The sequence below is a fragment of the Pseudomonas sp. B21-053 genome (assembly GCF_026016365.1).
In the GTDB taxonomy this organism is placed as follows: domain Bacteria; phylum Pseudomonadota; class Gammaproteobacteria; order Pseudomonadales; family Pseudomonadaceae; genus Aquipseudomonas; species Aquipseudomonas nunensis.
In genome coordinates this window covers 6,596,601-6,610,112 of record NZ_CP087205.1, presented here as the reverse complement: position 1 = coordinate 6,610,112, position 13,512 = coordinate 6,596,601, and the positions used below count along the sequence as shown (strand labels likewise).

At 58.3% G+C, this 13,512-nt stretch carries 13 protein-coding genes; 11 read left to right on the top strand and 2 right to left on the bottom strand.

What is annotated here, in order from left to right; all coding sequences use genetic code 11:
- Positions 1-241: 241 nt before the first annotated feature.
- The 7 genes from tkt to LOY68_RS29640 all read left to right on the top strand — a co-directional run bounded on the left by tkt (position 242) and on the right by LOY68_RS29640 (position 7,381).
- Positions 242-2,239: a transketolase gene (gene tkt / locus LOY68_RS29670; RefSeq protein ID WP_054616895.1), complete on the top strand. Its 1,998-nt coding sequence runs from the start codon at positions 242-244 to the stop codon at positions 2,237-2,239.
- A 203-nt stretch (positions 2,240-2,442) separates the two neighbouring features.
- Positions 2,443-3,507, top strand: a complete 1,065-nt coding sequence (epd, locus tag LOY68_RS29665; protein WP_163911052.1) for an erythrose-4-phosphate dehydrogenase — start codon at positions 2,443-2,445, stop codon at positions 3,505-3,507.
- 17 nt (positions 3,508-3,524) lie between these two features.
- Positions 3,525-4,688 carry a phosphoglycerate kinase gene (locus LOY68_RS29660; protein WP_163911055.1) on the top strand — a complete coding sequence of 388 codons (1,164 nt, stop codon included), beginning with the start codon at positions 3,525-3,527 and terminating at the stop codon, positions 4,686-4,688.
- A 34-nt stretch (positions 4,689-4,722) separates the two neighbouring features.
- Positions 4,723-4,947: a hypothetical protein gene (locus LOY68_RS29655; protein WP_265041372.1), complete on the top strand. Its 225-nt coding sequence runs from the start codon at positions 4,723-4,725 to the stop codon at positions 4,945-4,947.
- Positions 4,948-5,003: 56 nt separating this feature from the next.
- Positions 5,004-5,336, top strand: a complete 333-nt coding sequence (locus LOY68_RS29650; protein ID WP_265041371.1) for an MliC family protein — start codon at positions 5,004-5,006, stop codon at positions 5,334-5,336.
- Between the two features lie 250 nt (positions 5,337-5,586).
- A complete protein-coding gene (fba, locus tag LOY68_RS29645; protein ID WP_265041370.1) occupies positions 5,587-6,651 on the top strand; it encodes a class II fructose-bisphosphate aldolase in 1,065 nt (354 codons plus the stop codon).
- 328 nt (positions 6,652-6,979) lie between these two features.
- Positions 6,980-7,381, top strand: coding sequence for a hypothetical protein (locus LOY68_RS29640; protein ID WP_265041369.1), 402 nt, complete (start codon positions 6,980-6,982; stop codon positions 7,379-7,381).
- 451 nt (positions 7,382-7,832) lie between these two features.
- On the opposite strand, the gene LOY68_RS29635 is transcribed toward LOY68_RS29640, so the two are convergent.
- Positions 7,833-8,501: a polysaccharide lyase family 7 protein gene (locus LOY68_RS29635; protein ID WP_163911064.1), complete on the bottom strand. Its 669-nt coding sequence runs from the start codon at positions 8,499-8,501 to the stop codon at positions 7,833-7,835.
- A 322-nt stretch (positions 8,502-8,823) separates the two neighbouring features.
- Here LOY68_RS29635 and LOY68_RS29630 point away from each other — a divergent pair, with 322 nt between their 5' ends.
- The 3 genes from LOY68_RS29630 to LOY68_RS29620 all read left to right on the top strand — a co-directional run bounded on the left by LOY68_RS29630 (position 8,824) and on the right by LOY68_RS29620 (position 11,885).
- Positions 8,824-10,947 (top strand): putative bifunctional diguanylate cyclase/phosphodiesterase, encoded by a 2,124-nt coding sequence (locus LOY68_RS29630; RefSeq protein ID WP_265041368.1) that lies wholly within the window; start codon positions 8,824-8,826, stop codon positions 10,945-10,947.
- A 45-nt stretch (positions 10,948-10,992) separates the two neighbouring features.
- Entirely contained in the window at positions 10,993-11,484 is a 492-nt protein-coding gene (locus tag LOY68_RS29625; RefSeq protein WP_265045843.1) for a M48 family metallopeptidase, read from the top strand.
- Between the two features lie 104 nt (positions 11,485-11,588).
- Positions 11,589-11,885, top strand: a complete 297-nt coding sequence (locus LOY68_RS29620; protein WP_163911071.1) for a winged helix-turn-helix domain-containing protein — start codon at positions 11,589-11,591, stop codon at positions 11,883-11,885.
- A 125-nt stretch (positions 11,886-12,010) separates the two neighbouring features.
- Here the strand turns inward: LOY68_RS29620 and LOY68_RS29615 are convergent, their stop codons facing one another.
- Complete coding sequence (locus LOY68_RS29615) at positions 12,011-12,463, bottom strand: GNAT family N-acetyltransferase (RefSeq protein WP_265041367.1); 453 nt, start codon at positions 12,461-12,463, stop codon at positions 12,011-12,013.
- A gap of 257 nt (positions 12,464-12,720) precedes the next feature.
- Between LOY68_RS29615 and LOY68_RS29610 the strand changes: the two genes are divergently transcribed.
- A complete protein-coding gene (locus LOY68_RS29610; RefSeq protein WP_265041366.1) occupies positions 12,721-13,458 on the top strand; it encodes a substrate-binding periplasmic protein in 738 nt (245 codons plus the stop codon).
- The last annotated feature ends 54 nt before the right edge of the window (positions 13,459-13,512 follow it).

The following is a 13,512-nucleotide window of genomic DNA, read 5'->3' as shown; positions in this document are numbered from 1 at the left end:
CCGCAAGAGCAATATCAAAAAGTTTTGATATTGCTCGATAGATGGCACTTCTCGACGTTAGGTTCAGTCAACAAACGAACTGCGGAAAGGTTTCATCAGTCGAAACCTCCGTTATCCATTGGAAAAACGTCTCCAGATGCTTATCTGTCATTGCCCCGAGGCGGGTGGGTGAGGGAAAATGCTCGCCTTTTTTCCGATTCGTTTTATTCACTCTCGATACAGAACCCGTAGGAGAACAGCGATGCCAAGCCGTCGTGAGCGTGCCAACGCCATTCGTGCCCTCAGCATGGATGCCGTGCAAAAGGCCAACAGCGGCCATCCCGGTGCCCCCATGGGTATGGCGGATATCGCCGAAGTACTGTGGCGTGACTACATGAAGCACAACCCGAGCAATCCATCGTTCGCCGACCGTGACCGCTTCGTGCTGTCCAACGGCCACGGCTCGATGCTGATCTACTCGCTGCTGCACCTGACCGGCTACGACCTGTCGATCGAAGACCTGAAAAACTTCCGCCAGCTGCACAGCCGCACCCCTGGTCACCCGGAATTCGGCTACACCCCGGGCGTTGAAACCACCACCGGTCCACTCGGCCAAGGCCTGGCCAACGCCGTGGGTTTTGCCCTGGCAGAAAAAGTCCTGGCGGCGCAGTTCAACCGTCCTGGCCACAACATCGTTGACCACCACACCTACGTGTTCCTGGGTGATGGCTGCATGATGGAAGGCATTTCCCACGAAGTCGGCTCCCTGGCCGGCACCTTGGGCCTGGGCAAACTGATCGCCTTCTACGATGACAACGGCATCTCCATCGATGGCGAAGTCGAAGGCTGGTTCACCGACGACACGCCGAAGCGTTTCGAAGCCTACAACTGGCAAGTGATCCGCAATGTCGACGGTCACGACCCGGAAGAAATCAAGACTGCGATCGAGACTGCACGCAAAAGCGAGCTGCCGACGCTGATCTGCTGCAAGACCACTATCGGTTTCGGTTCGCCGAACAAGCAAGGCAAGGAAGATTGCCACGGTGCCCCGTTGGGTGACGCGGAAATCGCCCTGACCCGCAAGGCGCTGAACTGGAATCACGGCCCGTTTGAAATCCCGGCCGACATCTATGCCGAGTGGGATGCCAAGGAAAAAGGTCGCGCTGCTGAAGCCGAGTGGGATCAGCGTTTCGCTGCTTACTCCGCAGCATTCCCGACCGAAGCCAACGAACTGGTGCGTCGCCTGAGCGGTGAATTGCCAGCCGACTTCGCGGAAAAAGCCTCGGCTTATATTGCTGAAGTTGCGGCCAAGGGCGAAACCATCGCCAGCCGTAAAGCCAGCCAGAACGCGTTGAATGCCTACGGCCCGCTGTTGCCGGAACTGCTGGGCGGCTCCGCTGACCTGGCCGGTTCCAACCTGACCCTGTGGAAAGGTTGCAAAGGTGTCTCGGCTGAAGACGCCAGCGGCAACTACATGTACTACGGCGTTCGCGAGTTCGGCATGAGCGCGATCATGAACGGCGTGTCCCTGCACGGCGGCCTGGTGCCTTACGGCGCGACTTTCCTGATGTTCATGGAATACGCGCGCAACGCAGTACGCATGGCTTCGCTGATGAAGAAACGCGTGGTGTTCGTCTACACCCACGACTCCATCGGTCTGGGCGAAGACGGCCCGACGCACCAGCCGGTCGAGCAACTGACCAGCCTGCGCAGCACGCCGAACCTCAACACCTGGCGTCCAGCCGATGCGGTTGAATCGGCGGTGTGCTGGAAACTGGCGATCGAGCGTAAGGACGGCCCTTCGGCGCTGATCTTCTCGCGTCAGAACCTGCAACATCAGGAACGTGATGCCGGCCAGATCGCCGACATCGCCCGTGGCGGTTATGTGTTGAAGGATTGCGCAGGCGAGCCTGAGCTGATCCTGATCTCTACCGGTTCGGAAGTTGGCCTGGCGGTTCAGGCTTACGACAAGCTGACCGAGCAAGGTCGCAAGGTTCGCGTCGTTTCGATGCCGTGCACCAGCGTGTTCGACGCGCAAGACGCAGGCTACAAGCAAGACGTCCTGCCACTGCAAGTCGGCGCGCGTATCGCGATCGAAGCTGCTCACGCGGACTACTGGTACAAATACGTGGGCCTGGAAGGCCGCGTGATCGGCATGACCACCTACGGCGAGTCGGCGCCTGCGCCAGCCTTGTTCGAAGAGTTCGGCTTCACCCTGGAAAACATCCTGGGTCAGGCTGAAGAGCTGCTGGAAGACTAAAACACAGCGCGGTGGCCCTGGCTGCCGCGGTCCCTGTAGGAGCTGTCGAGAGAAACGAGGCTGCGATCTTTTGATCTTGATCTTGATCTAAAAAAACAAGATCAAAAGATCGCAGCCTCGTTTCACTCGACAGCTCCTACACAGCTCCTACGCGGACTGTGTTGTTAACGAGAATTTGTCTGCCTGCGTCCATCGAGAACCCCATGCCTCAACCGCGTCCCTACAAAGTTGCACTCAACGGCTACGGCCGGATTGGTCGTTGCGTCTTGCGTGCGTTGTTTGAACGAGGCGAGAAGGCCGGGTTTGAAATTGTCGCGATCAACGATCTGGCAGACATGGCCAGCATCGAATACCTGACACGCTTCGACTCCACTCACGGGCGTTTTCCCGGCGAAGTGCGGGTTGAGGACGATTGTCTGCATATTAATGGCGACTGCGTGAAGGTCCTGCGCAGTGCCACTCCCGAAGGCATCGATTGGGCGTCCCTGGGCGTCGATCTGGTGCTGGAGTGCTCCGGCGCTTATCACACTCGTGCAGATGGCCAGCGCTTCCTCGACGCCGGCGCCCCGCGAGTGTTGTTCTCCCAGCCGATGGCCAGCGAAGCGGATGTCGACGCCACCATCGTCTACGGCGTGAACCAGGATTGCCTGACCGGTGATGAGCTGCTGGTGTCCAACGCGTCCTGCACCACCAACTGCGGCGTGCCGCTGTTGCGCCTGCTGGATCAGGCCATTGGTCTGGAATACGTGTCGATCACCACCATCCACTCGGCGATGAACGATCAGCCGGTGATCGACGCCTATCACCACGAAGACCTGCGCCGCACCCGTTCGGCGTTCCAGTCGGTGATCCCGGTGTCCACTGGTCTGGCGCGCGGCATCGAACGCCTGCTACCGGAACTTGCCGGGCGAATTCAGGCCAAAGCCGTACGGGTGCCGACGGTGAACGTGTCGTGCCTCGACATTACGATGCAAACCGTCAGCGACACCGACGCCACCGAGGTCAACCGGATCCTGCGCGAGGCCGCCACCAGCGGTCCGCTCAAAGGCCTGCTGGCCTACACTGAATTGCCTCACGCCAGTTGTGATTTCAACCACGACCCACATTCGGCCATCGTCGATGCCAGTCAGACCCGCGTTTCCGGCCCACGGCTGGTGAACATCCTGGCCTGGTTCGACAACGAATGGGGGTTTGCCAACCGAATGCTGGACGTTGCAGAGCACTACCTGCAAATAGCCGCTCCACTTTCTGTCTCTAAAAAACAGTAACTCAGGAATTGCGACCCATGACCGTGTTGAAGATGACCGACCTCGATCTGCAAGGTAAGCGCGTACTGATCCGCGAAGACCTCAACGTCCCAGTCAAGGACGGTGTTGTCACCAGCGATGCGCGTATCCTGGCTTCGCTGCCGACCATCAAGCTGGCCCTGGAAAAAGGCGCGGCCGTGATGGTCTGCTCGCACCTTGGCCGTCCGACCGAAGGCGAGTTCTCGGCCGAGAACAGCCTCAAGCCAGTCGCTGACTACCTGAGCAAGGCCCTGGGCCGCGAAGTGCCGCTGGTGGCCGATTATCTGGGCGGCGTTGACGTCAAGGCCGGCGACATCGTGCTGTTCGAAAACGTACGCTTCAACAAAGGCGAGAAAAAGAACGCTGACGAACTGGCCCAGCAATACGCCGCCCTGTGCGACGTATTCGTGATGGACGCCTTCGGCACCGCTCACCGTGCCGAGGGTTCGACCCACGGCGTGGCCAAGTTCGCCAAAGTCGCTGCCGCTGGTCCGTTGCTGGCCGCTGAACTGGACGCACTGGGCAAAGCCCTCGGCGCTCCAGCCCAGCCAATGGCTGCGATCGTTGCCGGCTCCAAGGTGTCGACCAAACTCGACGTCCTCAACAGCCTGAGCCAGATCTGCAACCAGTTGATCGTTGGTGGCGGCATCGCCAACACGTTCCTGGCCGCAGCCGGTCACCCGGTCGGCAAGTCGCTGTACGAACCGGACCTGCTGGACACCGCCCGCGCCATCGCCGCCAAAGTCAGCGTGCCGCTGCCAGTGGACGTGGTGGTTGCCAAGGAATTCGCTGAAAGCGCTACCGCTACCGTCAAGCTGATCGCCGACGTGGCCGACGACGACATGATCCTGGACATCGGCCCACAGACTGCGGCGAATTTCGCCGAGCTGCTGAAGTCGTCCAAGACCATCCTGTGGAACGGCCCGGTGGGCGTGTTCGAATTCGACCAGTTCGGCAACGGCACCAAAGTCCTGGCCCAGGCTATCGCTGAAAGCTCGGCGTTCTCGATTGCTGGCGGTGGCGACACCCTGGCGGCCATCGATAAGTATGGCGTTGCTGACCAGATCTCCTACATTTCCACCGGTGGTGGCGCATTCCTTGAGTTCGTCGAAGGCAAGGTGCTGCCGGCCGTTGAGGTCCTGGAAAGCCGGGCCAAGGCCTGAGGCGACCCATTTGACCAGGCAAAGGAGTGTTTACATGGTCAGGACGATAGCGCTGTTGATCGTCGCGGCTTCGCTGACGGCTTGCGGGAGTAACCCGAAAGCCAAACCGGAACCCGCGCCGTCTGCGCCGGCTGATAAAGGCTGTTACCAGGCCGACTGGCAGGCCGAAACCAACCCGGTGCTCAACAAGCGTTCCGGGCCGGATGGCCTGGACAAATACGAGACACAGACCCCGGCCAAGGAACATGGCTGCCCTTGACGGGTCTGACTCTTTACTCAAGGCCGGCAGCGTGCGCCGTCGGTCGAGGAACACGGATGAAAGGTTTTATCACCGTCATGGCGCTGGCACTGCTGGCAGGTTGTTCGAATTTCAACCTGTTCGACTCGTCGGCACCGGCGGACAACTGGACCACCTGGACCTGCGACAGCCAGGCGAAAGTGCTGTGGCGCTACACCGACGACAGCCGCAAGGAAGTCGACGTGCGCCTCGGCGGGGCTGATCAGGTCTACCGCTTGAAGCTTGAACCGGGCGCCGAAGGTTCGCTGTACAGCAACGACATGCTGGCGTTTCACGTAAAAGGTGAGGAAGGCCTGGTGTACTGGGTCGCCACCAATGATTTGATTGGCCGCGGTTGTAAAGCGCAGTAATTGAAACGCCACGGACCTAATGTGGGAGCGGGCTTGCTCGCGAAAGCGGTCTGACAGTCACTGCACTGTTGACTGCAATACCGCCTTCGCGAGCAGGCTCGCTCCCACAAGGGATTTGTGTAGTTCTCAAGATTTTTGTAATACCGAATGAGCGGACCGGACCAACCCCCGATCTGCAATAACTTGAATAGCCGCCGCCGCTACGGCAGGCTGGCACGATTAACGACCCAAACCGGGAGAGACACACACAATGGCACTTATCAGCATGCGCCAGATGTTGGACCACGCAGCCGAATTCGGCTACGGCGTTCCAGCCTTCAACGTCAACAACCTTGAGCAGATGCGCGCCATCATGGAAGCCGCTGACAAGACTGACTCCCCGGTGATCGTCCAGGCTTCGGCCGGTGCTCGCAAATACGCAGGCGCCCCGTTCCTGCGTCACCTGATCCTCGCGGCAATCGAAGAATTCCCGCACATCCCGGTGTGCATGCACCAGGACCACGGCACCAGCCCTGACGTCTGCCAGCGCTCCATTCAACTGGGCTTCAGCTCGGTAATGATGGACGGTTCCCTGGGCGAAGACGGCAAGACCCCGACCGACTACGACTACAACATCCGTGTTACCCAACAAACCGTGGCCATGGCTCACGCCTGCGGCGTTTCGGTAGAAGGCGAGCTGGGCTGCCTGGGTTCGCTGGAAACCGGCATGGCCGGTGAAGAAGACGGCATCGGCGCCGAAGGCGTTCTGGATTACAGCCAGATGCTGACCGACCCGGAAGAAGCCGCTGACTTCGTCAAACGCACCCAAGTCGACGCCCTGGCCATCGCCATCGGCACCAGCCACGGCGCGTACAAGTTCACCAAGCCGCCTACCGGCGACGTGCTGGCCATCGACCGCATCAAAGAAATCCACAAACGCATCCCGAACACCCACCTGGTGATGCACGGTTCTTCTTCGGTGCCACAAGACTGGCTGGCGATCATCAACCAGTACGGCGGCGACATCAAAGAAACCTACGGCGTACCGGTTGAAGAAATCGTCGAAGGCATCAAGCACGGCGTGCGCAAGGTCAACATCGACACCGACCTGCGTCTGGCATCCACCGGCGCAATGCGTCGCCTGATGGCCACCAACCCGAGCGAGTTCGACCCGCGCAAGTTCTTCGGCGCGACTGTGACGGCGATGCGTGATGTTTGTATCGCTCGCTACGAAGCTTTCGGTACTGCCGGCAATGCTTCGAAGATCAAGCCGATCTCGTTGGAAGCGATGTATCAGCGTTACCTGAAAGGTGAGTTGAACGCTAAGGTTAACTAAGCCTGAGTGTGAAACAGCGTTGATGAAAAACCCGCCGAGAGGCGGGTTTTTTTGTGGGCGTCATTTGCATCATCAGGCCGGGGCGACATAGTGAGCATAATCAATCTTAAAGATTTAAAGGTTCTATATAGGTGACATTTATGCTGTTGCATAATCCAAAATTACTTCGTTATGGTCAATTGAGTAATTGCTTCAGTGGGTTGATTTTTTTGTTGCTAGATAAGGGTTATTTATTGCAAAAAGATATAAATACCTGTCAGATATTACAGGTGTGCTAGCGCTGGCAGACGCCTATTCTTTGAACTCACTCACTTGCTGGATGAAAAGAATGGAAACTAAAAATAGCGCTAGTGGCAATGTTTCTGGTGAGCTGGACGTCATATTCAAACATCAAGACTATGGTGATCACACGTTGAAGCTTGCGGGGCAGGGCCTCTTTTCTAATAAGGACGGGTTCTTTCATGTTACTCCAGGTTATAGGGAGATAGACGGGCACCGTTATTATATGGGAATTAAGTTTAGAACCGACCTTGAGGTTGGAAAGACCTACACGCTAGACCGAAATGATGAGCCCGTTGCAGCGCATTTGGAGATTGATAATATTGAAGGTGATAAATATGCCAGTGGTACGTTTCGTTTGTCAAAGGGTGGGAATTATCCCGAGGGGGAATTCAAACTTTTTGAGGAGGGGGTCTTTTCAGTAGAGGGAACATTCATATCGTTAGGGTAGGCCTGAGTAGTTGATGCTGGTCTGACGTCACAAAGGAAAAGTGAACAGATTTATTTAATAGGTCCCCTCTTCACAACTATCGTAATGGTCTATTTCGTTGGCCGTCCCGTGCTCTTTCTGTTATTAGCAATTCACGCTTTCAAAAGAGTTGGGATTAAAAAGCGCGCTAATAAAAACCCGCCGTCGTGCGGGTTTTTATTGGATAAAGATGTGGCGAGGGGGCTTGCACCCATTCGGTGGCGCAGCCGCCGCAAAACCGGGCGCTGCGGTGGATTGTAGGAATACGGTGGCAGGGTTTGGGGCTGCTTCGCCGCCCGACGGGAGCAAGCTCCCTCGCCACAAGGGGTGGATTCCTACGAGATTTTAGGATGGCTAGAGAGTGATGGGGGGCTGCTGCGCAGCCCAACGGGGGCAAGCCCCCTCGCCACAAGGGTTAGCGTCAGCCAACGATCTACTTATCGTGATCAATATCCAGCTTGCTGAACGTCACTTTCCCGCCTTCGCTGGTATACCCGGTGTGGTCCTGCACATACACGCCCGCCTTGAAATACAGCGGTTTGTCGCGCCACGTCGCGCTGATGTTCGAGTCCCACTGATAACCCGCGGCACTGATGCCTAATGCACCGCCGGGGCTCAGGTGAAGAAGGTAGGAAAACTCCTGATCCAGCTTCACGCCGGTCGCGATGGTGATCACCCGGCCTTCGCCGTCATCCGGGTGCATGCGCACTTTGGCGACGATGTTGCCCGTCTGGGTGCCGGTCTTGAATTGGTATTCAAGCTTGATCAGGGGTTTCTGGCTTTCATAGGCGTGGATCTGGCCGATGACGATCTTGCCCGAGCTCGGCACCTGATTGACTGCCAGGGTCGCGCGCAGGGAATTGTCGGCGTCCGGGTAGAGCCAGTTGCGCAGGGTACCGTTGCTATAGGTTTCGCGAAGTTCGGTGCGGGGGTATTTGGCGTTTGCGGTTTTGGAGCCGGTGACCGGGGACCAGAAGAACAGGGTGCCGGTGTCAGAGTGGAAGTATTGGTCCTTGAAACCGTTCACCAGTTTGGCTGTATCAACGGTGTACGGCGGATTGCCGACAGGAACACTCAGGTTCCATGTTGCGAGATCGATCATAGACAAAGCTTCCACAAATTCATGCTGCACGCCCGTGCCAGAAGCTCTAACACGGGCCTTGGAGGGCAGTCTTTATAAGCGTAGCGGGCGTCTTTGTTAATGCCCGCCTGGCAGATGATTGACGTCAACATCCTGTCAAAAAGCCATCTTCCCCGGTTTCCGGGGGCTGTAGAGCCGACCGTTAGTCGGCTTATGGACGCTTTGGTTAAATGATGGCGTGATGACACCTACTGCTTTTGCGGATCCGGGTCTAGAGTGAAGGCGTAGAATTTGTCCGGTTTTCACGAGAAACCGGCCTGTCGCCCCGAACAAGAGAAGCAGCATGGAATGCGCGCAACCCACGCCAGGTGAAGGCAACTCTGTCCTTTTAGTCGTTGATGATTACCCTGAAAACCTGATCAGCATGCGCGCCTTGTTACAGCGCCAGGACTGGCAGGTCATGACCGCCGCCTCGGGCTTCGAGGCCCTCAGTTTGCTCCTGGAACACGAAATCGACCTGGTGCTGCTGGATGTGCAGATGCCCGGTATGGACGGCTTCGAAGTCGCGCGGTTGATGCGCGGCAGTCAACGCACCCGCCTGACCCCAATCATATTCCTCACCGCCAACGAACAATCCCAGGACGCCGTGATCAAGGGCTACGCGAGTGGCGCGGTGGATTACCTGTTCAAACCCTTCGATCCGCAGATTCTCAAGCCCAAGGTCCAGGCGTTGCTTGAGCATCAACGCAATCGTCGGGCCTTGCAGCGCCTGAGCCACGATCTGGAGGTTGCCAGGGCTTTCAATGCGTCGGTGCTCGACAACGCTGCCGAAGGCATCCTGGTGGTGGGGGAGGACGGCCTGATCCGTTTCGCCAACCCGGCGATGTCGCGTCTGCTCAATGCCACGGTCAAGGATTTGCAGGGCAAGGAGTTTCTGGATTTCCTGCAAAAGCCGCACATTCCGGTCTGGGCCGATTCCGATCTTTATAACGGCTACAAGCGCGGCGAGACCTCGCGTCTGCACGATGCGCTGTTGCGTACAGCGCCGGGCCAGCAGGTTCCGGTGGCGTTGTCCTGCGCGCCATTGCCTTCCGAGCAGCACGCGATGGTGGTGACGGTGCTGGACATGTCGGTAGTGCGCCACCTGCATCAGCAACTGGAGTTCCAGGCTGTCACCGATCCGCTGACCGGGCTGCTCAACCGGCGCGGTTTTCACCAGACCGTGGAAAACCTGCTGCTGCGTGGCGAACGTACCGACAGCTCCTGGGTGCTGATGTATCTCGATCTGGACGGCTTCAAGCGGGTCAATGATTCCCTCGGTCACGATGCCGGCGACCGGGTGCTGCGCTGGGTCTCCGAGCAGTTGAAGGCTTGCCTGCGGCCCTTTGACATTCTGGCGCGGATGGGCGGCGACGAATTCACGGCGCTGCTGGACCTGGAATTCCCCGAGCAGGCGGCGAAGATTGCCGAGAAACTGATTGAGCGGGTGTCGATCTGTCAGCAGATCGAAGGCCTGGACATTGCCCTCGGCGCCAGCATCGGCATTGCGACTTACCCGGATTGCGGCTCCAACCTTGACGGTTTACTGCGCGCGTCCGATATCGCGATGTACGAAGCCAAGCGCGCCGGGCGTCAGCAATATCGTTTTTACGATCACGAAATGAACGGCCGGGCGCGCTCGCGGCTGATGCTCGAAGAGAGCGTGCGCACGGCCATCGAGAACCGCGATTTCAATCTGGTCTATCAACCGCAAGTCGCAATCGATGGCGGGCAGATTCGCGGTTTCGAAGCGTTGCTGCGCTGGCAGCACCCGAGTGTCGGCGATGTGCCGCCGGGGCTGTTTTTGCCGTTGCTGGAGGAGGCTCGGTTGATCAGTCGCCTGGGCAGCTGGATTTACCATCGCAGCGCCAAACAGCGTAAAGCCTGGGAAACCTTGTTTGCCGAGGATCTGGTGTTGGGAGTGAGTTTGAGCAGCACCCAGTTCGGCATGCCCAATCTGGTCACCGAATTACGCCAGGTGCTGGAGCGCCATGAATTGAAGCCGCGCCAGATCGAAGTCGAGGTCACCGAAGAAGCGTTGATGATTAACCCCGAGGAAACCCGCAAGCAGCTGCGCTTGCTGCACAACCTGGGGGTGAGGGTGGCGTTGGATGACTTCGGCTCGGGGTCGTGTTCGCTGGCGCATCTGCGGGATCTGGAGCTGGACACCCTGAAACTCGACCGGCATCTGATCGCCCGCCTGCCCGAGTCGTCTCGGGACGCGGCGTTGGTGCGCACGGTGATCGATCTGTGCAAGCAATACGGTTTGCTGGTGATTGCCGAAGGGGTGGAAACGCCGGCGCAGTATGAGTGGCTGCAGGCCAACGGCTGCGAGTATGTGCAGGGCTTCCTGGTCGCGCGGCCGATGATGGCCGAGGATGCCGGCGCCTTTGTGCAGCCCTTCGACTGGAGCGCGCTGCCCGGCTGAATTCGCTACACTGGCGACCTTTTCATGCTGCATGTTGCCCGCCCGATGATCGCGTTGAAATACCTCCAGGCTTATCCCGCTGCATTGCAGGACCAGGTGTGCCAGCTGGTCGCCGACGGTCGGCTGGGCGATTACCTGAGCCAGCGTTACCCGCAAAAACACGATGTGCAAAGCGACAAGGCGTTGTACACCTACGCCTTGGACCTGAAGCAGGAATACCTGCGCAACGCCCCGTCCATCGACAAAGTGTTGTTCGACAACCGCCTGGACCTGACCCACCGCGCCCTCGGCCTGCACACCACGATTTCCCGGGTGCAGGGCGGCAAGCTCAAGGCCAAGAAAGAAATCCGCGTGGCCTCGCTGTTCAAGGAGGCGCCGTCGGAATTTCTGAAAATGATCGTGGTGCATGAGTTGGCGCATTTCAAGGAGTCCGATCACAACAAGGCGTTCTACAAGCTGTGCGAACACATGTTGCCGGGGTATCACCAGGTGGAGTTTGATCTGCGGGTGTATCTGACTTGGCGGGATATGCAATAGAAGATCAAGATCAAAAGATCGCAGCCTTCGGCAGCTCCTACGCGCCTATGGGCGCCGCCGAAGGCTGCGATCTTTTGATCTTCTAATTAACCCGGAGCGCATGGATGGACGTCAGCAAGACCAAAAGCAGCTTCTACCGCCGGTTGTACGTGGCGTACCTGATCGACAGCGGGCTGGCCAGCAGCGTCCCGACCCTTACCGACGTCACCGGCATGCCTCGGCGCACGGCCCAAGACACCATCGCGGCGTTGGCGGATCTGGATATCGTGTGTGAATTCGAGCAGGAAGACGGCGCGCGTAACCATGCCGGGCATTATCGGATTCGGGATTGGGGCGCGATTGACCGGGGGTGGATCGAGCGCAATTTGCGGCAGATTAAAGCGGTGCTGGAATATCCCTGAGGTTTTGTGGCGTCTGTTCCGACGCCTTCGCGGGCAAGCCTCGCTCCTACAGGATTTGGGTTGTCCGCATCATTTGTGGACACCGCGAATAATTGTAGGAGCGAGGCTTGCCCGCGAAGCGGCCCTTAAGACCGCCGCATCCCGATATGCGGAATGCCATCCTCGACATACTCCTCACCCGCCACCGCAAACCCGTATCGCCCGTAATACCCCTGCAAATGCGCCTGGGCCGACAGATAAATCGGCATGTCGGGCCAGCGCTTTTCAGCCTGTTTCAACGCCTGTTCCATCATTGCATGCCCCAGCCCCTGGCCACGACCTTCAGGCGCGGTCACCACCCGGCCGATCACCACGTCGCCGCCCTGCAGTTCCGGGTCGAGCAAACGCAGGTACGCGACCAGACGCTCGCCATCCCAGCCCATCAAATGGCTGGTGTCACCTTCCAGATCCTGGCCATCGATATCCTGGTAGACACATTGCTGCTCGACGACAAACACCTCGGCGCGCAATTTCAAAATGGCATACAGCTGCTCTTTACCCAGATCGCTGTGATGTTTGCAGACCCACTCGATTGTCATCTTCACATTCCTTGACCAACGTCCTCCCGATACTAAGCGTCCCGGCGAAAGATGTCTCGATGGCTGATAAATCTGTGACATAGGCCAAAATGCCATCATTCATTTCGCGCGGCGTTGTCTTCTTTGTGTAATCTGCAATCAAGCGCTGTGCAGTGGCTTCAATGAGCTAAGGTTTAGTACCGGCAGGCCGGTACTCGAGTCTTGGAGTTTTGGCTGAAAAACACGCCGGGCAGCCCGCCCGCTAAGGATTTTCTAGCATGCCGCGATTGCATCGAGCTTTTGCTTTGATTGGATTGCTGTTGCTGACACAGAACGCGGCGGCGGAAAAGCTGCGTCTGGTGGCCGATGCATGGCCGCCCTTTACCGACGCCACGCTGGTCAACGGTGGCTTGGCCACCGACATTGTCAGCACTGCGCTGGCCCGGGCCGGCTATTCCAGCGATTTCGAGCAGGTGCCTTGGGCGCGTGCCTTGCTCGGCGTAGGCGAGGGCCGCTACGACGTGTTGGTCAACGCCTGGTACAACGACGAGCGCACCAAGCTCGGGCAATTCTCCGGCGAATACCTGCTCAACCGCGTGCGCTTCATCAAGCGCAAAGACGCGCCCATCGAATACAACAATTTGCAGCAACTGCACACCTACCCGATCGCAGTAGTGCGCGGGTACGCCTACTCGCCGGAGTTCGATGAGGATGCGGCGCTGCAGAAAATCCCGGTGCATAACTTCGCCATGGCCGTGCGCATGCTGGCGGCTGATCGGGTCCAACTGACCCTGGAAGATGAGTACGTCGCTCGTTACTACCTGGCCCGGGAATCGGCCAAGGTGCGCAATTCGGTCGAATTCCTGCCCAAGCCGCTGAGTGAAAACAGCCTGCACATTCTGGTCAGCCTGAAGAACCCGCAGCATGAGCAGATTGTGGCGGGGTTTGATCGGGAGATTGCGGCGATGAAGGCGGATGGGAGTTATGAGCGGTTGATGAAGCAGCATGGGATGTGAGGCGGGTTGATCCAGTTGTTTGGGTGTGGCTGATATTGCCTTCGCGAGCAGGCT